The organism is Pseudomonas sp. PDM31 (assembly GCF_019218965.1).
Classification (GTDB): domain Bacteria; phylum Pseudomonadota; class Gammaproteobacteria; order Pseudomonadales; family Pseudomonadaceae; genus Aquipseudomonas.
On sequence record NZ_JAHUWS010000003.1, the window covers coordinates 414303 to 432065 of the forward strand.

At 57.0% G+C, this 17763-nt stretch carries 18 protein-coding genes; 7 read left to right on the forward strand and 11 right to left on the reverse strand.

Annotation, left to right across the window (positions count from 1 at the left end; genetic code table 11):
• From KW839_RS08280 to KW839_RS08320, 9 genes are all read right to left on the reverse strand, one after another.
• Positions 1 to 957, reverse strand: coding sequence for a molybdopterin-binding protein (locus KW839_RS08280; RefSeq protein ID WP_218424002.1), 957 nt, complete (start codon positions 955 to 957; stop codon positions 1 to 3).
• Positions 958 to 967: 10 nt separating this feature from the next.
• A complete protein-coding gene (locus tag KW839_RS08285; RefSeq protein WP_218424003.1) occupies positions 968 to 2398 on the reverse strand; it encodes a hypothetical protein in 1431 nt (476 codons plus the stop codon).
• Entirely contained in the window at positions 2395 to 3183 is a 789-nt protein-coding gene (locus KW839_RS08290) for a 4Fe-4S dicluster domain-containing protein (protein WP_218424004.1), read from the reverse strand. The genes KW839_RS08285 and KW839_RS08290 overlap by 4 nt, the downstream gene beginning before the upstream one ends.
• Positions 3143 to 4039 (reverse strand): molybdopterin-binding protein, encoded by an 897-nt coding sequence (locus KW839_RS08295; protein ID WP_007945012.1) that lies wholly within the window; start codon positions 4037 to 4039, stop codon positions 3143 to 3145. Before KW839_RS08295 ends, KW839_RS08290 begins: the two co-directional genes overlap by 41 nt.
• The gene (locus KW839_RS08300) at positions 4036 to 5466 is read right to left on the reverse strand and encodes a hypothetical protein (protein WP_218424006.1); all 1431 of its coding nucleotides are present in this window, start codon (positions 5464 to 5466) and stop codon (positions 4036 to 4038) included. Before KW839_RS08300 ends, KW839_RS08295 begins: the two co-directional genes overlap by 4 nt.
• A gap of 21 nt (positions 5467 to 5487) precedes the next feature.
• Positions 5488 to 6108, reverse strand: coding sequence for a 4Fe-4S dicluster domain-containing protein (locus KW839_RS08305; RefSeq protein ID WP_218424009.1), 621 nt, complete (start codon positions 6106 to 6108; stop codon positions 5488 to 5490).
• On the reverse strand, positions 6089 to 6787 hold the full coding sequence (locus KW839_RS08310; protein ID WP_007945009.1) for a TetR/AcrR family transcriptional regulator: 699 nt from the start codon (positions 6785 to 6787) through the stop codon (positions 6089 to 6091). The genes KW839_RS08305 and KW839_RS08310 overlap by 20 nt, the downstream gene beginning before the upstream one ends.
• A gap of 90 nt (positions 6788 to 6877) precedes the next feature.
• Positions 6878 to 7201, reverse strand: a complete 324-nt coding sequence (gene fdxA, locus KW839_RS08315; RefSeq protein WP_033049108.1) for a ferredoxin FdxA — start codon at positions 7199 to 7201, stop codon at positions 6878 to 6880.
• A gap of 25 nt (positions 7202 to 7226) precedes the next feature.
• Entirely contained in the window at positions 7227 to 8003 is a 777-nt protein-coding gene (locus KW839_RS08320; RefSeq protein ID WP_218424011.1) for a ferredoxin--NADP reductase, read from the reverse strand.
• Positions 8004 to 8269: 266 nt separating this feature from the next.
• On the opposite strand from KW839_RS08320, the gene KW839_RS08325 reads away from it, so the two are divergent.
• The 7 genes from KW839_RS08325 to KW839_RS08355 all read left to right on the forward strand — a co-directional run bounded on the left by KW839_RS08325 (position 8270) and on the right by KW839_RS08355 (position 14391).
• Positions 8270 to 9211, forward strand: coding sequence for a nitronate monooxygenase family protein (locus tag KW839_RS08325; RefSeq protein ID WP_218424015.1), 942 nt, complete (start codon positions 8270 to 8272; stop codon positions 9209 to 9211).
• A gap of 14 nt (positions 9212 to 9225) precedes the next feature.
• A complete protein-coding gene (locus KW839_RS08330) occupies positions 9226 to 9417 on the forward strand; it encodes a hypothetical protein (protein WP_218424016.1) in 192 nt (63 codons plus the stop codon).
• Positions 9418 to 10070: 653 nt separating this feature from the next.
• Complete coding sequence (locus KW839_RS08335) at positions 10071 to 11009, forward strand: phosphotransferase family protein (protein ID WP_218424017.1); 939 nt, start codon at positions 10071 to 10073, stop codon at positions 11007 to 11009.
• Between the two features lie 18 nt (positions 11010 to 11027).
• Positions 11028 to 12314 carry an acyl-CoA dehydrogenase family protein gene (locus KW839_RS08340; protein ID WP_218424018.1) on the forward strand — a complete coding sequence of 429 codons (1287 nt, stop codon included), beginning with the start codon at positions 11028 to 11030 and terminating at the stop codon, positions 12312 to 12314.
• Positions 12315 to 12319: 5 nt separating this feature from the next.
• Positions 12320 to 13069, forward strand: a complete 750-nt coding sequence (locus tag KW839_RS08345) for an SDR family NAD(P)-dependent oxidoreductase (protein ID WP_218424019.1) — start codon at positions 12320 to 12322, stop codon at positions 13067 to 13069.
• 67 nt (positions 13070 to 13136) lie between these two features.
• Positions 13137 to 13982: an SDR family NAD(P)-dependent oxidoreductase gene (locus KW839_RS08350; RefSeq protein ID WP_218424020.1), complete on the forward strand. Its 846-nt coding sequence runs from the start codon at positions 13137 to 13139 to the stop codon at positions 13980 to 13982.
• Between the two features lie 250 nt (positions 13983 to 14232).
• Positions 14233 to 14391: a hypothetical protein gene (locus KW839_RS08355; protein WP_218424022.1), complete on the forward strand. Its 159-nt coding sequence runs from the start codon at positions 14233 to 14235 to the stop codon at positions 14389 to 14391.
• A 20-nt stretch (positions 14392 to 14411) separates the two neighbouring features.
• On the opposite strand, the gene KW839_RS08360 is transcribed toward KW839_RS08355, so the two are convergent.
• Together KW839_RS08360 and KW839_RS08365 are read right to left on the reverse strand one after the other, a co-directional pair.
• The gene (locus KW839_RS08360) at positions 14412 to 15176 is read right to left on the reverse strand and encodes a tyrosine-protein phosphatase (RefSeq protein ID WP_218424023.1); all 765 of its coding nucleotides are present in this window, start codon (positions 15174 to 15176) and stop codon (positions 14412 to 14414) included.
• A 194-nt stretch (positions 15177 to 15370) separates the two neighbouring features.
• Positions 15371 to 17752, reverse strand: a complete 2382-nt coding sequence (locus tag KW839_RS08365; protein ID WP_218424024.1) for an enoyl-CoA hydratase-related protein — start codon at positions 17750 to 17752, stop codon at positions 15371 to 15373.
• Positions 17753 to 17763: the final 11 nt, after the last annotated feature.

Here is a 17763-nt window from a genome sequence, read left to right on the forward strand (position 1 = left end):
TCAAGCTCCTGCCTGACCGGGATCGGTCGAACGTACGAAGCCGTGAGCAGAACTGTGTTGGTGCGTGCTTTGGGGAAGTACGGCACGCAGTGCCACAGCGATACGTTCTATCAATTGCGCGTTGTTGACTTCAGCGTTGTCCCCGCCAGTGTTCAAGCCGTCACGCAGAATCGGCAGTGCCAGGCGCACCTCATGGGTTGGGCCGGGCAGGGCGACGACACGGCTATAGCCGACTTGCGCAATACCGATGCGAATGGCATTTTTTACATGGCGACCGTGGCCAACCTGAAAGTGGGCAAGCGGTGCGGTGGCAATATTGGGTTCCAGCAGTGTCAGGGCCTCGATGGTTTTATCCTTGGCTTCGGCACCGACACCACCGGTGGTGATAATCAGGCCAAAGCCTTCACCGGCAATTCGCGAAACCCGGCCGGCAATGGCTTGCAGGTCGTCGCTCACGGTACCGGCATGTTTGACCTCATAGCCGGCCGCACCAAGAATTTCGGCCACGGCTTCGTAGTTGGTATCGTGAACGCGTCCATCAACCAGTTCGGCACCGGTCGACACCACGGCAACACGTTTGGCTGAATAATCCTTCACTGCCGTTTCCATTCGTGCAGCTTCACTGATTATGGTGTTCACCTGATCGCTGGGGGCTCCGATCAGGCCAAGGATGCCTTCGGAGTGAATGGCGGCATCGACAGCGACGGTGATCCCCGGAATGCAGCGAAACAGCTCGAGAATCTGCGCTTGCTTGCCGGCGAAATCTTCCAGTTTCAAGCTGGGCAGCAGCACGTCGAAGCACACATGTTCGGCACCGACATCGGTGACAAAAATCTTGTCGGCAGGCAGTGAAAGCGCTTGGGCCATGGCACGAGCCAATGAAGGCAAGTCAGCATCACGGACGGTCACGCCGCGTACCCAAAGTTCGGTTTTATCCAGCAGTTGTACGTCAGTCATGGGTCGTTCCCTATACCGGCCGGCGCTGGGCGAGCCACTTGGGCAGGCGGTGGTTTAACACCTCTTCGCGAACTTTCGGCGCTCGCTCCAACAAAAGCTTTGCCAGCGATTCGGAAACCCGGAACGCGCCTTGGGTGTTGTCGAATGCAAACAGTTTGTCGGTGCCGGCCTGCGCGCACGCGGCCGCAACTGCACTGGGAAGATCCGGGCTGTAGGTGATGCATTCTTCTGCGTAAGTATTGGAGGGGTCATTGACCACCCAGCTGTACATGTCTTTGCCGACAACGTAAGAGGGCTGTTTCTGCAGCGTTGGCGTTTGTGGCAGGCCGCCAGTCATGTAATTGACCACCAGAGCCTTGATTGCCTTGTTTCGGCCATACACCAAACCCGACTCGCGTGTTGCAGCGGCTGGCCCGTTGTAGGCTGCCAGGTTGTCCAGATCGAAATAGTCGACATCGGCGTAGTACAGGCTATTGAGGATCACGCCGCCGCTATAGGTGTAGATGCTTGGGTACTGGCTATCGAGGATCGCCACGCACTCGTCGACCTCTGATAACAGGCCAAATACAACGCCGTAGTTACGCAGGGTGCGTTCAGTGATACGCCGATCCAAAGCGAGTAGATCGAAGTCGCCCTCGACACCTATGACGCCCTCCGGGGTCATGTCCAGGACAACGCTACCGGCATAACGCTGTTGAATGAAGTCGCTGTCGAAGATCAGGCGGGAGATCAGCTGCCCGGTACGCGGGCCGTAACCGAAGTGGTAGGCCGAGCGTGTTTCCAGACGGACATAGGACATGCCGAAAGGTTTCACCAAGCGGTCGCGCATCCTGTGAATGTAGGCTTCGCGCATTTCGGTGATGTGGGTGTGGACAAAGAAGTCAGCATTGAACAGCGGCTGCATCAGCCAGAATTTGCCGAGCTGCGTATCGACTTCAACACCTGCCCCGCATTGTGGAACTTCGACGACTTTTTCGAAGCGCTCTTCGAGATTGTATGTTTTGACCCAGTCAGCGTTCTCAATGTGCCCCATGGATTCTGCGATACAGAGTTTTACTCGCGCATTTCGGGTTTGCTGAATATGCGCGACGATTTCTTCCAGCATCACCACGTAAGACTCACCAGCCATGAAAAAACCGTGGGGGTTGGCAAGTACATTGACACGGCTGCGGGCTTTGATCTTCGACCAATCCATGGCCTGCACTCGCTCGCGTGCGGCTTTGCGGACGAGCTCAAGATCAGTTTTGCCATAAGCAGGATCGGCTGACCACAGGGGCTCTGGCAACCACGGCACCAACTCGCGAATTGGCAAGGCCTGCATGCCAGGTAAATCGGCAGCACGCATGGCAATAGTGGTTGCTGGAGTACGACCATTCCATGTCGTGAACAGCTCGCCGGGTAGCAATTTTTCGGCTAAGGAAGGCGTCAATTGTTGCGTCATTTGCTCTCTCCCGCTTCATCATTGGCAGGCATCTGAATAGCACTGAGTGCACGCAAGCGACCGAGGTCGGCAATCTCTTCATCCAGTCGGTATTCGGGGTATTTATCCTTCAGGGCTTGAGGCAGCTTGCCGTCAGCACCGACGTGCTGAAACAGGCTTGGAGCCGCGGCATACCATTGGTAGCCTTTGGGGTACTTGGGCGCGTCGGCATGTCCTGCTGCGGCGAGAATGACCAGCACCGGATGCATACATAGTTCCGAGCAGCCTGTTCTGACGCCGGTAGCCAGCGAGAGTTTTTCCGGTGTGTTGGCGCCCTGCAAAATAGCAGCGGCCAGCTCGCCCATGGTGGTACCTGTACAAGGGCATACCGGAGCTGCAGAGGGGATTCCTGTTTTCGCACAAAGTGCCTCGATCGCTGCCTGATCTGCAGCGTGGATGTCGGCGCCTACCAGGAAGGGCTCGTCGAGCTCCTTCATCAGCAACGCTTCGTGCGGGCATACCTCAAGGCAGCGTTGTGCGTTGTAGCAGGCGGAGTGATCCAGCTCGACTATCATGCGGCTGGTGCCGGCCTCACTGGGCAAGCGATCACGCAGGGTGAACGCTGCCGTAGGGCAAACTCTCGAGCAGAGGTTGCAGCCTGTACACAGGTCTTCGATCACCTCGACAACCATACGAACGATCTTGGGCATTGGCATTCTCACCTTATTGTTCTTGTGTGCCTGGAATGAGTTTTCGGTAGCGATGTCAGTGCGCGTGGTGTTGCATTTTTTTCCGTAGCTGGTCACGGAGATTGGCGGCCAGTTTCTCTGCGAACTGTTGCTTGCTCGGTCGCAGGCTCAACCCTTCCATCACCAGCGGCATGCTGCTGCGTACTTCATCATTGGGGCCGGGCAGCGAAATTATCAGTGCGTCATCGAATTCACCCACCGCGATCCGCACGCCATCCTTCACATGCCGGCCATGGCCTTTGGTGAACGTGCAGATATAGGGAGTAGCGGCATGAGTATCGAGATCAAGTACTGCTTCGACGGTGCAGTCTTTACTCTCTGCGCCTACGCCACCGGTGGTAATCAACAGGGAGTAACCCTCGAAAACTGCTTTGCGCAGGGAGCCTGCAATCAGCTCCTGGTCATCACGCAGCGTGCCGCCGAACTGGACTGTATACCCCTGTTCACGCAGGGCCTCGGCAATGGTGATGCTGTTGGTGTCTTTAATTTCGCCCTTGAGCACTTCTGCGCCGGTGGAGAAAATCATGGCGCGCTTACTCAGCCGTTCGCGAATACTTGCAGTCATGATCTCGGCATTTTCAAGCGCCTCAGCTGCATCGTCCGCATTGGCGGCAATCCATCCGAGCATGCCCTCGGAAAATACACCAGTTTGTTCAGTAATATGGACGCCTGGAACACTCGCAAGCGCTGCTAATAGCGGCGCCTTTTTGGCAAGTATCTGGTGCGGATAAATCGTGCTGCGCAGAATGTCCAGAGTCATGACATTGTCCAGATAGTCCGTCACCAGGACTTCGGACAATTCGAGCTGCATGACCTCTGCAACGGCTGCAGCAATCAAGTTCAGATCCGCACCTTCCAGGGTAATTGGGCGGAACTTCAGCTCGTTTTTCTTCAGCAGATCAAATTCGATCATGCGTGGCCACCCGCACCCAGGAGTTCCGGATCGATACCGCGCTGCTTTAGCCAACGTGGTAAGCGCACTGCAACCACGGGATCAACTTCACGGGCTTTTTCCATCAGCATCTGGGCCATTGAAGGACTGAGGTTGATGCTGCCGTAGGTACCATCAAAGAAGATGATTTTGTCGGTACCGCCTTTCTGCTTGGCCCACTCGATGGCTTCGGTAAGATTTGAGGCAGTGGCAGCATTATCCATGAAGGTTGGGTTTGCCATGTCACGACGCATGGTTTCTGCCATGTCTTCGCTCGCCACGATGGTGGGGTAAACCATCGGAAGCGTGGCAATGGAAAGCCCTATTAATGACTGATTGAGCACCACAGCTTTGATATTGCGGTTCAGTGCAGAGCGCATCAGTGTACGAATAGTGGGCGATACATCGTTTTCGAGGTCGTACCAATCTTTGTTGGCGTAAAACAACTGGCCGAAAATCATGCCGCCCGCGTGTACGTAGTAAGGCCATTTACCGCCATCGAGTACAACGATGCATTCGTCTATGCGTTTGAGCAGCTCCAGCATTTTTCCGTACGAACTGAGAATGTTGCAGGACACGCGATCGCCCAATTTGCGCAGGTCATTATCGGCGTCAAACCCGGTGATACCATCCGGAGAACTGCACATGTCTACAGAGAACGCCAGTTTCTCTTTGACAAATGCAGAGTCGGCAATCGCTCGAGAAATGAAGTTGCCGCTGCGGGCACCGAAATTCATGTGGAAAATAGATCGCGTTTCAAAGCGCGCATAAGACATACCAAACGGCTTGCTGACGCGGTCAATGACTCGGTGGGCATAGATTTCCCGCGGGTCGTCGTAGTGGGTATGGATGATCCATTTGGCGTTATAGACCTTGGCCAGTCCATAAAGCGTACCGACCTCGGTTTCGATGGCGATACCGCGATCAAATGGCGTAGCTCCGCGTACCATGTTGTTGCCTTTGAACGCTTCGCGGAAACCATAAAACTCGATGATTTCTTCAGCTTCCTTGAAGCCCAACCAGGCGATAACCACCAAGCGCAGGCTCTCACAGCCGGTGCGCTGTTCAACGACATCACGTACGGTCTTGATCATCTCTGCATAGGCAAACCCGCCGAGAATGCCGAAGCCATGTTCAGAACATAGAATATTGACGCTGTCCTTGGGCTGAATCATCGACATGTCGATATCCGCCAACACCGCTTCAGTGGCCGCACGGATGGCGCTGACGTCTTCGCCGCCGTGATAGATCGCCTCGGGAATATCCGGAAACAACTCGCGGACCTTCAATGACACAAGCCCGGCAATATCTTTGGCACGCTGAGTGGGCGGGCCTTTCGGACCGTAGATCGAAGCCATGACCACTGGTGGTTCAATCACCGGATCGAATGAGGTGCTCTGAACGTTCATGACGAATCCTCCTTCGAACCGTTAGACCGGCACGACTTTTTGGGCGGCCGCTTCTGCAGCCAGGGTTTGAGTTTCTTCTGCAATGTAGAATTGCGGATAACGGCTTGCCACCTCGGGCGATATGTCAGAAGGGACATAGGAGGTGTCGTAGAACTGGTTTTTTGAATGCGGCATTGGAGCAACGCCCAGAAACGTCTTCAGCAACCGGTGGGTTGGGGCGAAGCAGTACATCAAGCAGCCGGACTGCACGCCGGTGGCAAGCGCAACATCGGCCATGGTGTGCGCACCATTTAGAATTGCCGCAGCAACTTCACGGGCGCCGGTCATGCTGCACGGGCAAACCATTTTGTCTGGGTCGATTTCTGCGCGATGGCAAAGATCAACGACGTCGGCTTCAGGAGCAGATTTTGGATCGGTGCCAAACAACAGCGGGGATTCCCGCTCCGGGGCAAGCAGTGCGTCGTCATCGCAGACATCCACGCAGCGAAAGCAGGCTACACATTTGTCGTTGTTGACCACCGCCAGCGCTGCCGACTTGGGGCCCTCCATCACAATGGCCCCCGTCGGACAGATGTGCTCGCACAGGTAACAGCCCGTGCAATTTTCGGTGAGAACCTCGATCTTATAATTCACGCTTTTCATGAGATTGTCCTGGTGGGGCTGGGCTATGCTGGCGCAAGGTATTCATAAAGTTCTTGAGGGTCTGCACAGCCTCATTGAGGTGTTCCTTGCTATCGGGTTCGGCAAAGAGTGTGTTTACCAGGCCCCAAATGCTTGAGGTATAAAAAGTGGCAACACTGCTGGCGTCGACATCAGCTCGTATCACCCCGTCGCGTATACACAGTTGCAATGCATGCCTGACTCGCTGAATGAGAACCTGGGAAACGGCCTTGAGTTTTTCCCGTAGAGCTGAATCGGAGGAAAAAATGGCGGTGACGCAGAGAATCATTTCGCCGCGCGCAGCCAGGTTGGAATCGCTGCCATCGAGCATCGAGCGGTAGTTTTGCCAGCTCTCGTCCAGATGACATTCCAGCTGCTGCCACGCCAGTTGGCCATCGGCATCGTCGGGCAGTTTCAGTACATGGGCTTGCAAGTCGCGGTTGCCCATGTCTTCAAGTAGCAATTCCCCAAGTTGGGTTTTATTTGCGAAGTGATACTGCGCAAGGCTACGGCTGTAACCTGCGCGTACGCCGATATCGGCGAGACTCGTACTGTCATAACCACGCAACGCGAATAGCTCCAGTGCGGCCTCACACAGTTTTGCCTTGGCAATGGCGTTGCGTTCTTCCTGGCTACGGCTGTTCTTGATAGCAGTCGGCATGTTTCTGGTTCCTGGCGGGTAGTTGGACGCTCAACCCTTATGATACTTGCTGAATCGCAGCAAGTATCATTCCGAAAAAAATAGCGCTGCTTAACGCTCTAACTGTTTGAGCTTGCCTTTCTTCCCATCCCAGATGGCTGCATCTTCGAGCGCGGCCTTTTGCGTACTGATGTTTGGCCAGAGCTGCGCCAGTTCGGCATTCAGTTCAAGGAAATGGGCGTTTTCTTCCATCAGATCGTCTGCGGCAACAATGGCAGCGGCCGGGCACTCTGGTTCGCAAAGTGCGCAATCAATGCATTCGTCTGGATGAATGACCAGCATGTTCGGCCCTTCGTAAAAACAATCGACAGGGCATACTTCTACACAGTCGGTGTATTTGCATTGGATGCAGTTATCGGTAACGACGAAAGTCAAAATCAGTACTCCACGCTGTCAGCAGTCATTGGTCGACAAAGGCACGCTCGATCACATAGTCGCCAGGTGCACCAATGTGCGGGGAAACGACAAAACCCAGTTCGTTGAGCAGGTTGCAACTGTCTGTGAGCATTGCCGGGCTGCCGCAGATCATGAAACGGTCTGTGGACGGATCAGCAGGGGGGAGGTCAAGGTCACTGAATAGCTTGCCGCTTCTGATCAGGTCGGTCAGGCGACCCTGGTTGCGGAAGTTTTCACGGGTGACTGTCGGATAATAGAGCAGGCTTTCGCGGACTTTTTCGCCGAAAAACTCGTTATCGGGCAAGACCTTATCGATGAAGTCGGCATACGCGAGCTCGGAGACGTAGCGCACGCCATGGACCAGTACGACCTTTTCGAATCGCTCATAGGTTTGCGGATCCTGGATCACGCTGATGAAGGGCGCCAGACCGGTGCCAGTAGACAGCAGATAAAGGTGTTTGCCTGGCAGCAGGTCGTCGAGGATCAATGAGCCCGTTGGCTTCTTGCTGACAACAATGGGATCGCCAGGTTTGAGGTGCTGCAGTTTCGACGTCAGTGGACCGTCGGGTACCTTGATGCTGAAGAATTCGAGGTGCTCTTCGTAGTTCGGGCTGGCGACACTGTAGGCGCGAATCAACGGACGGCCACCGTCCTCAAGACCGAGCATGACGAACTGGCCATTGCTGAAGCGCAGTCCTGGATCCCGTGTAGTACGGAAGCTGAACAGGTTGTCATTCCAGTGATGAACATTCAGAACGCGTTCGGTCGTAAGTTTGCTCAAGGTGCGATCCCCTTCTCTGATCAGTCATGTGATGGTGTGGATGAGCAGAGCTTATTTTGTTTGCTGAACGTCAGCAAGTATTTTATGTATTAATGATGTGTATGATTGTGCTGGCCGTCGTCTTCTCGAAATGTCGTCCGATTTTCTTGACCGCCGGCGCGCCCTGATCCGTTGATTACCTTCGAACAACGTAAAAAAGTGTATATCATACGAATGATAAATTCTGCGGCTCACGGTCGCTTCCTGTAGCACAGAGGCCATGAGTCATGAACAAGATTGAACTGTTGCGCAGCCTGCGACTGCCCTTGATGGCCGCGCCGATGTCAATCGCTTCGAGCCGCGCGTTAGTCAGTGCGGCGATCCAGGCAGGCATCATGGGTTGCTTTCCCACCCATAACGCTGCGCGCGAGGGCGGCCTGGCGCTGTGGGTTGACGAGTTGCAGACCGTGCAGCGCCAGGGGCGTGAGCGGGGTGAGGCCATCGCGCCATTCGCGGTCAATATCAATGTCTCGCGGGCCAAGCCTCAAGCGGTGCTTGCTGAAGAAATCACCGTGTGCCGCAAGGCCCAACTGCCAGTGATCACCAGCAACGCCGGCAACCCCAGCGAGTTGGTCAAGCAGGTCCATGACTGGGGCGGTCTGGTGATCCACGACGCCACGACGGTGGAACAGGCCGAACGTGCCATCGCCGCCGGCGTCGATGGACTGATGCTGGTCTGTGCCGGAGCCGGCGGTCTGGGCGGCCTGTTGTCGCCCTTCGCTTTTGTGCCCAAGGTGCGGCAGATGTTCGACGGTATCATTCAGTTGGCCGGTGGCGTGGCCGACGGTGCCGGCATCGCTGCCGCGCAAACTCTGGGCGCCGATATGGTGTGCATGGGTACACGCTTCATCGCCACGGTCGAATCCGGTGTCGATTCAGGGCATAAACAGATGCTGACCGAGGCAGGCAGTGCCGATGTGCTCTGGACGGATGCGATCTGCGGCATCCCGGCGAACTTCCTGGCGCCCTCGATCCGCCAGAATGGCCTGGATCCCATGTGCTTGCCGGCGCTCGTCGACGGTCGCGCCAACCTACCCGCTTCGATCAAACCCTGGAAAATGGTCTGGAGCGGTGGTCACAGCGTTGAGTTGATCGAGCGGGTGCCAACGGTGGCGCAGTTGCTGTTGGAGTTGGAGCACAGTTACCGGAAGGCGAGGGGCGCGGTGTAAGTACCTGGCGGTGCATGTCCCTGAACAATTTCAGCCTGGTGGCCAATTGGGCCTGGTCGCGTTGGGGGGATGGCTGGTTGAGCCAATTTACAGCGACTTCCGATGCTCTGGCGCTGGAGCAGCGTCGTAGCCGCATGACCGGCGTTTGCACCGGTTTTGCCGAGGGCTCCTCGGCCCGCGTGTATCTAGACTCGAGAACGGATTAACCCTTGGACGGTGCAGCGCTCCTTCGGCGTTTGCGGTGCAGGCATTGTCGCTGACCGAAAACTGCCCCGGGTGTTCAACTGATCCTGCTCAACCTTTGAGCAGGAGAGCACGGGGGGAGGCGTTTCAGTTTGACTGGAGCGAAGACGGCTTGGTGATCGACGGCATGTTTCGACGCATCCAAGTCTCCCAAATGAAGCCATGCACCCGTCGTGCATTCTGGCTGGCTGCGTACCCCATCCAAGGCTGACCTTATGGCAGAACTCAGAGAGCTGCATCTGCGGGGTATGGCCAACGCCAGGACAGAGATTGCTTCCCAAGGAAGCGTCATTCGGCAGTCCAACCTCGCAGTGGCTAGCGGCAGTCAGCGTCAAGATGATGCGAATTTAACATTACAATCATATAGATCAATAGGCAAGGGCTTATCTGTTGGCGATTGACTGTGAATCCGTCATGCCGTTGTCGAAACAGACCAGTAGTTGTGTGTTGACATTCATATAAATGATGTTGATGATTGATGAAAATAAACAAGGCGTGTTTTCGTCGCGCCGCGCACGGAGTTCTGACTATGTCGGGCAATGCCACTGCGTTACCGGATCTTTCTCGCTTGCAAGCCTGGCTCAGCAGCCAGCTCGGACCTCAGCATTCATTCCACATGTCCACCGTGCAGGGAGGTGCCAGCAACCTGATTTATCGGATTGACTACAACGGTGTGAGCTATGCCCTTCGGCGGCCGCCGGCGGTAGCCAATGACGCCAGCTCCAACAACATCCTGCGCGAGATGAAGTTGCTGAAGGCGATTGGTGCCACGAACATTCCCCATACCCGGCTGGTGGCCGGCTGCGAAGACAGTGAAGTGATTGGCGTGCCTTTCGCATTGCTGGAGTGGCACCCGGGTTTCACTGGCAAGAATCCGTTGCCAGCTGATGTCGCGTCGAACCCCGAGGCTCATCGGCAGCTGGCCTTCGAGCTGGTCGACGCCCTGGCCGAGCTGGCCAACGCCGATTGGCAAGCCATTGGCCTGGAAGGTTTTGGCAAACCCGAACAATTCCTTGAGCGCCAGGTTGCGCGATGGTCATCGCAGTTGGTGCGCTACAAGGTTCGCGACATTCCCGGGCTGGAAGAACTGGGCCACTGGCTGGTTCAGCACACGCCACAGATGCAGCGCGTCGCGTTGATCCATGGTGACTATCAATTCATCAACGTCATGTACGAAGGTTCGGCGCCGGTGCGTCTGACAGCGATCGTCGATTGGGAAATGGCGACCATTGGCGATCCGCTGCTGGATCTGGGCTGGGCCCTGGCCGGTTGGCAAGACCCGGGTGAGGACGCCACGTTTGCCGACTACATCGATTGGCAGTGGATGCCTGCACGTGCCGAGCTCGCCGCTCGCTATGCCGAGAAGACAGGGCTGGCTCTGGACCATCTGCCGTATTACATGGCCCTGGCAATGTACAAATTGGCAATCATCATGGAAGGCGCCTATGCCCGCTACAAGGCAGGCAAGTCCGACCACCCGGTGCACGCCAAGATGGAAACCGACGTACCCAAGATGATTCAGCGTGGCCTGCGCTTCGCTGCCCAGCTTTGCTAATGATGAGGACCGAACAACATGTGGGATTTTAGTACTGAGCCAGAATTTCAAGCCAAACTCGATTGGATCAAACGCTTCGTCAAAGAAGAGATCGAACCGCTGGACACGCTTTGGCCGGACATGAGCGCGCCCTACGACACGGGTAACAAGGCTGCGCGAGCGATCATCAAACCTTTGTGCGACGAAGTGAAAAAGCAGGAGCTTTGGGCCTGTCACTTGGGTCCGGAGCTGGGTGGGCAGGGCTATGGCCAGATCAAGCTGGCGCTGATGAATGAGATCCTCGGTCGTTCCAGTTGGGCGCCGACGGTGTTTGGCACGGCCGCCCCGGACACCGGCAATGCCGAAATCCTGGCAATGCTCGGTACCGAGCAACAGAAAGCCCGCTACCTGCAACCCTTGCTCGATGGCGATATCGTTTCCTGCTACTCAATGACCGAGCCCCAGGGAGGTGCTGATCCATCGGTGTTTACCACGACCGCCGAGCTTGATGGTGATCATTGGGTGCTCAATGGTGAGAAGTGGTTTTCATCCAATGCGCGCTATGCCTCATTTCTGATTGTCATGTGTGTCACCAACCCGGATGTACCAGTGTACGCCGGCACTTCGATGTTCCTGGTGCCCACTGACACGCCTGGCGTCAATATTCTGCGCAACCCTGGTGTGTACGGGGAAAACCCCGGCGAAGGCGCGCATGCCTATATTCGCTACGAGAACGTGCGAGTACCCGCTGATGCCTTGCTGGGCGAGGAAGGCAAAGGCTTTGCCGTAGCCCAGGCGCGTCTGGGCGGTGGCCGGGTCCACCATGCAATGCGTACTGTCGGGCAATGTCAGAAGGCAATCGACATGATGGCCGAGCGGGCTTTGTCACGGGTGACCAAGGGCGAGTCTCTGGGGAGCAAACAAGTGGTTCAGCAGTATTTGGCCGATTCGTACATCGAATTGCAGCAGTACCGCCTGTTGGTGTTGCAGACCGCCTGGCGCATCGACAACGGTCACGACTACAAAGCCAACGCCATGCACATCGCGGCGATCAAGGTCGCTGCGCCGAAGGTCTACCACGACATCGTTCAACGGACCATTCAGGTCCATGGCTCACTGGGCGTGTCGGATGAAATGGCGCTGGGGCAAATGTGGATCTATGCCGCCTGTATGGGCTTGGTGGATGGCCCCACCGAGGTGCACAAAACGGCCGTGGCCAAGGGCGTCCTCAAGGGCTATAAGCCGCATGATGGCCTGTTCCCGTCCGAGCATCTGGTCGCTCGCCGTGCCGCTGCCCTGACCAAATTCAAAGACTACCTGGGGTGAATGTTATGCGCACGAACGACTATCTGGACCTGACCGGCAAGGTCGCGCTGGTGACCGGTGGCAGCCGCGGCCTTGGCAAGGAAATCGCCCTGGCCTATGCACGCCAAGGTGCCGACGTGATTATTGTCAGCCGTAAGCTGGAGGCTTGTGAGGAGGTTGCCGGACAGATTCGCGAGTTGGGCCGTCGGGCATTATCGCTGGCGTGTCACATGGGTAAATGGAGCGACATCGACAGCATGCTCGAAGTTGCCTACGCACAGTTTGGTCGCATCGATATCCTGGTTAACAACGCGGGAATGTCACCGCTGTCACCTCCTTCCCATGAAACCAGTGAGGAACTGTTCGACAAGGTGGTCAGCGTCAACTTCAAAGGCCCGTTCCGTCTGGCTGCGCAGGTCGGCGCTCGGATGGCCGAGGGTGAGGGCGGTTCGATTATCAACGTCAGCAGTACCGGTGCGTTGCGCCCCCTGCCGGCCGTGATCCCGTATTGCGGAGCCAAGGCGGCGCTGAATGCGATGAGTGAATCGTTGGCAAAGGAATATGGTCCCAAGGTCCGTGTCAACACCCTCTCGGCCGGGCCGTTCCTTACCGATATCTCCAATGCCTGGCCAGCCGAGGCCCGGGAGAAGTTCGACAATGCCCTGGGGCGACCGGGCAAACCCCATGAAATCATCGTGGCGGCCCTGTACCTCGCGAGCCCATTTGCCAGCTTCAGTACTGGCAGCATGGTTCGGGTTGATGGCGGAATCTCCTGATCTCTAGTAGCGCTCGATGACCTGCGCAAGTTTTCGGTGATGTTCATTTATTATCGGAGCACTGGATATGTTAGATAAAGGCAAGATCGCAATCACTGGTGCTGGCCAGGGCCTTGGCCTGGCCGTGGCCGTGGAGTTCCTCAAACGGGGCTATCCGGTGCAGGCATTGATACTGTTGGAAAACCAGCGCCAGGCATTGCTGGATGCCAGCCTGGGGCTGCCCGGGGAGCTCAGCTGCGAGGTTCTGGATGTGACCGCACCAGGCAGTTTCGAGTTTTCCGATGATTTGCTAGTGTTGATCAACAACGCTGGCATTCGTCTGAAAAATCTACCTGTCGAGTCCATTGGACTGGAGGAGTGGCGTCGCTATATGGAGGTCAACTTCTTCGGCGCTGTAGAGTTGTGCCGTCGAGCCATACCGGTACTCAGGGCACGCGGGCAGGGGGTGATCTGTAACATCAATTCGGGTTCATCAGCCATGCCGTTTCCTTTCCTGGGTCCATATCGCGCCTCGAAAGGTGCCATGGGACAGTTTTCTGAAACCTTGCGTGCTGAACTTTATCCTTTCGGAATCCGGGTCATGGAGATTCTTCCTGGCGGCGTGGACACCGGGCTGACGGCAACGTCCATGGGCGCGAACAAAACCGCCGCTGCCGAGTTGCCCGACTATGCTCCAATGGCTGAGGGTCTGCTGAAAAGTTTTGCTGAACGCGGGATGCAATATATCAGTGCCCAAGAGGCGGCGGTGCGCATCGCCGACGCAATCCTTGATGGTAGCGAACGCATGCGCTACGGCACTGACGAGTACTCGACGCGGTCGATCGAGCGCTGGCGCTCACATGAGCATGATCAGGCCATGCTTGGCTGGATCAAAAGCATCTCTCCAGTGAGAGGCACCCATGAACAAAACTGAACTGTAGGTCAGCCTGCGACTTGCCCCTGATGGCCGCGCCAATGTCAATCGCTTCTAGCCGCGCGTTAGTCTGTGCGGCAATCCAGGCAGGTATCATGGGCTGCTTTCCCACCCATAACGCTGCGCGTGAGGGTGGCCTGGCGCTGTAGGTTGACGAGCTGCAGGCCGTGCAGCGCCAGGGGGTGAGCGGGGCGAGGCCATTGCGCCATTCGCGGTCAATATCAATGTCTCGCGGGCCAAGCCCCAAACGGTGCTTGCTGAAGAAATCGTCGTGTGCCGCAAGGCCCGACTGCCAGTGATCACCAGCAACGTCGGCAACCCCGGCGAGTTGATCGAGCGGGTGCCAACGGTGGCGCAGCTGCTGTTGGAGTTGGAGCAGAGTTACAGGAAAGCGAGGGGCGCCGCGTAGGTCCCTTTTTGAAGACTTCCTTAAGTCAACAATCGCTCGCGAAGTTTGCCGGCAGCATGCTCATCGATCCCGGCACAGGTGCGAAGATAATTTTCCACTGAGCCGAAGTTTTCGATCACCTCATCAAGTGCGGCATCCAGATAAGCGACGTCAACGGCTATCAGAGGGTGTAGTACGTCATCTGGCAACGCTTGAAACGAACGTTTCAGTGAGGCCTCGCCGCGCACTCCATTCCAGTAGATGCCGGTCTTGAGGTAATCCTCCAGGATCGCTTCACGATCAACACCTAACGCACTGAGCAAAATTGCCGAAATGAACCCGGTTCGATCCTTCCCAGCAGTGCAGTGGAACACCATTGGCACGCCATCATCTGTCATTAATCGGTCAAACAGTGCTCGCAACTTACCAGAAAAAGCGTAAGGAAATTGCCGGTAGATAGAAACCATCGCACTTGTTGCCACTTGCCTGGTCGGTGTGTCTAACAGCCGCTTTACCATCGACCCTTCCCCTGAACGGACGTCGGCCGAAATGTCGAGATGTAGCATCTCAGTGCCCTTGTTCAAAGGCCAGCGGGAGGGGCTTCGCTCGCACTCATGTTTGCTGCGAAGATCACAAACCAGACGAATACCAAGCGTTTGAGCGACCTCAAGATCATTTCCGGTTAACTCTGAAAGCCCCTCTGATCGAAACATCAGGCCATAGCGGATTGACCGCCCATCTCTACTAACAGTACCGCCCAAATCACGAAAATTAGGTGCACCCACCAATAAGGGCCTATGACGCATGAAGGTTCTCCTATGGATAATCCGCGTTGAGATCGAAAGCCCTGCAATCCTGTTTACACAGAGAGGAACGCCCAGCATCGGGCTGGGCGCAGGTCTGATCTGCCCAGTTATTCGCGGGCATAATCCGCTCCCACAAAGATCAAATGGGAGCGGGCATTGCGGCTTGGCCGTGAAAGCGCCGAAAGGGGTCGCTACTAGCGATTCTTCCAGGCCGGCTTGCGTTTCTGCGCAAAAGCCAGTGTGCCTTCGATACGGTCTTCGCTGTTGACCACTCTATCGATGGCCTTGTACGGAATGCGCACTGCCTCGGTTTCGCTGGCGTAGTAATCCTGTTCGTTGAGCAGTTGCTTGCTCAGGCGGATACTGTTGGGCGAGCATTCCAGCAGCGATTCAGCGAGTTCCCGGGCCGCCTGTAGCGCCGTGCCCTCGGGTACCACCCGATTGATAAAGCCCAATCGCTCGCCTTCCTCTGCACCAACGCGGCGACCGGTAAGGATCATCTCCATCGCTTGCTTGTAGGGAATCTGCCGGGTCAGGCGCTGCAGGCCCCCGGCACCGGCCAGCAAGCCTACACGCACTTCGCTGAGGGCGAACTGAGCGGCACTGTCGGCGACAATTAGGTCGCTGGCCAGGGCAATTTCGAAGCCGCCACCCATGGCAAAACCGTTCACCGCACAAATGATCGGTTTCTCGCGGTTGAGTCGCGCCGTCAGACCGCCGAAACCATTGCGCGGCATCCACATGCGCCGACCGGTGGAAGCAGCCTTGAGGTCATTGCCGGTGCAGAAGGCACGGGTACCGGCACCGGAGATAATTGCGATCCACAAGCTGTTGTCGGCTTCGAAGGCACTGAATATCTGGTCCAGTTCGTCGTTGGCTTCGGGGACCAGTGCATTGTTGACGTCAGGGCGGTTGATGATTACCTCGAGAATCGGACCGCGGCGCTCGACTTTGATGAACTCATACGCTTCGAGCAGGTGCTTGGGGGCCGGTGGCACCAGTCGATCGAGGGACGTCTCACTCATGGCAAAGCGGTTGACGCCTTGTAGAAGACGTACGCAGATTTTCAACTCCAGGCCGTCCTGGCCGCTAAAACCCTGGAGCGCTTCAGCATCTTCGGCCACGCTGTTGGCGACGAAGCGTTCACCGGTGCGATCCAGGCGACCGACGACGATGACCTCCTTGGGCCCTTGCTTGTCATGCAGCACGGTATAACTTTCGACGCTGGCCCAACCAGTCGGCGACAGGGTCAATGCCGGGGCGGGCAGGGCGTCGATACGTGCCTGTTGCGCGCGGCTGTCACAGGTTTTGAAAGGTTTGGGTGTGGTGGAATAAACCCCTACCGCATGGGTGGACAAAAATCCGCCATTGGCACCGACCAGGCCCAGGGAGCCTGGCTCGGCGCGCAGGCGCTGGACCACTTCAGCCAGGGCGTGCATCGAGTAGTTGTTGCCTGGCCCGCCAAAGAACGGCAGCCCGCCAGTCAGGGTCAGGCCACGTGGGTCATTGGGTTTGAGGCCCAGGGCATCGATGGCACTGAACACGGCGATCGGGAAGCAACTGTAGATGTCCATGTAACGGATCGCGTCGATACCGACACCGGCCTCCTGCAGGGCCTGTTCATAGGCCAGGGCCATGGCCGGCGAGCTGCCCAGGTCCTGGCGTTCGAGCACCGAGCGTTCGTCCAGGGCGCTGTAACCATGCAAGTAAACCCACTTGTGTTCGGGTACGCCCAGCTCCCGGGCCAGGCCTACCGTGGTCAACAGCACGGCCGCACCCTGGTTGACCTGGTCGCGGGCGACCACCGAGATCGGATGCGGGTCGCCGATCAGACGGTTTTCCGCGCTGACGGTGGCGATTCCTTCAGCACTCCATTGTTTCTGGCTGCTGGCATGGGGGTTGGCCTGCGCCACTTCACTGAATGGCGCCATCAGTCGACCCATTTCCAGCGCATAGTCTTCGCGAGACAGTCCCAGCCGCTTGCGGCGGGCTTGCTCTAGTAGCGGGTAGACCGTGGTCGGCATGATCATGTTCTGGTCGTTCATGTACTTGGTACGCATGGCGCCCACGTTCCAATGACGATCATCCAGGTCGCAGGGGTATTCCTCGGCCCAGTCCAGACTTTGCTTGGCGGCTTGGGCGGCGCGTTGAGTCGAGGCGGCTTCGGCACCGCATAGCAGCGCCAGGCGCAGCTCACCGGCATGCAGGCGCTCACATATCTCGCCCACCAGCTTTTGCGGCTCGTCGCCACACGCCGGGGAGTACACCTGTACACCAGGTGTGGCGCCCAGTCGTTTGGCCACTGCCGCCGGTACGTTGTTGGGGTTGCCAAAAGGCGCGCGCAAGTGACGCATCGGCGCGGGCGCTGAATCGGCGACTGTACGAATGGCGTAAATGGCGTCGATGCGGCTGGCCAGTTCAGTTGCGCCCTGTGCATCGGCGCACGCGACCTTTGCGGCTTCGGCGGCAAGGTCGGTGGGTGACAGCTGACGATAGCCGGCATCGTCCAGGCGCTCAGAGTACTGCCCGACCCCAATCAGCACCGGGGTGGAATCGTTAATCAGTGGATGGGTCATCATCGAATCCT

What these genes read in the sequence shown, in the direction of transcription:
- KW839_RS08280 (WP_218424002.1), bottom strand. Translation starts at nt 957, where the DNA reads ATGACTGACGTACAACTGCTGGATAAAACCGAACTTTGGGTACGCGGC.
- KW839_RS08285 (WP_218424003.1), bottom strand. Translation starts at nt 2,398, where the DNA reads ATGACGCAACAATTGACGCCTTCCTTAGCCGAAAAATTGCTACCCGGC.
- KW839_RS08295 (WP_007945012.1), bottom strand. Translation starts at nt 4,039, where the DNA reads ATGATCGAATTTGATCTGCTGAAGAAAAACGAGCTGAAGTTCCGCCCA.
- KW839_RS08300 (WP_218424006.1), bottom strand. Translation starts at nt 5,466, where the DNA reads ATGAACGTTCAGAGCACCTCATTCGATCCGGTGATTGAACCACCAGTG.
- KW839_RS08305 (WP_218424009.1), bottom strand. Translation starts at nt 6,108, where the DNA reads ATGAAAAGCGTGAATTATAAGATCGAGGTTCTCACCGAAAATTGCACG.
- KW839_RS08310 (WP_007945009.1), bottom strand. Translation starts at nt 6,787, where the DNA reads ATGCCGACTGCTATCAAGAACAGCCGTAGCCAGGAAGAACGCAACGCC.
- KW839_RS08325 (WP_218424015.1), top strand. Translation starts at nt 8,270, where the DNA reads ATGAACAAGATTGAACTGTTGCGCAGCCTGCGACTGCCCTTGATGGCC.
- KW839_RS08330 (WP_218424016.1), top strand. Translation starts at nt 9,226, where the DNA reads ATGTCCCTGAACAATTTCAGCCTGGTGGCCAATTGGGCCTGGTCGCGT.
- KW839_RS08335 (WP_218424017.1), top strand. Translation starts at nt 10,071, where the DNA reads ATGTCCACCGTGCAGGGAGGTGCCAGCAACCTGATTTATCGGATTGAC.
- KW839_RS08340 (WP_218424018.1), top strand. Translation starts at nt 11,028, where the DNA reads ATGTGGGATTTTAGTACTGAGCCAGAATTTCAAGCCAAACTCGATTGG.
- KW839_RS08345 (WP_218424019.1), top strand. Translation starts at nt 12,320, where the DNA reads ATGCGCACGAACGACTATCTGGACCTGACCGGCAAGGTCGCGCTGGTG.
- KW839_RS08350 (WP_218424020.1), top strand. Translation starts at nt 13,137, where the DNA reads ATGTTAGATAAAGGCAAGATCGCAATCACTGGTGCTGGCCAGGGCCTT.
- KW839_RS08360 (WP_218424023.1), bottom strand. Translation starts at nt 15,176, where the DNA reads ATGCGTCATAGGCCCTTATTGGTGGGTGCACCTAATTTTCGTGATTTG.
- KW839_RS08365 (WP_218424024.1), bottom strand. Translation starts at nt 17,752, where the DNA reads ATGACCCATCCACTGATTAACGATTCCACCCCGGTGCTGATTGGGGTC.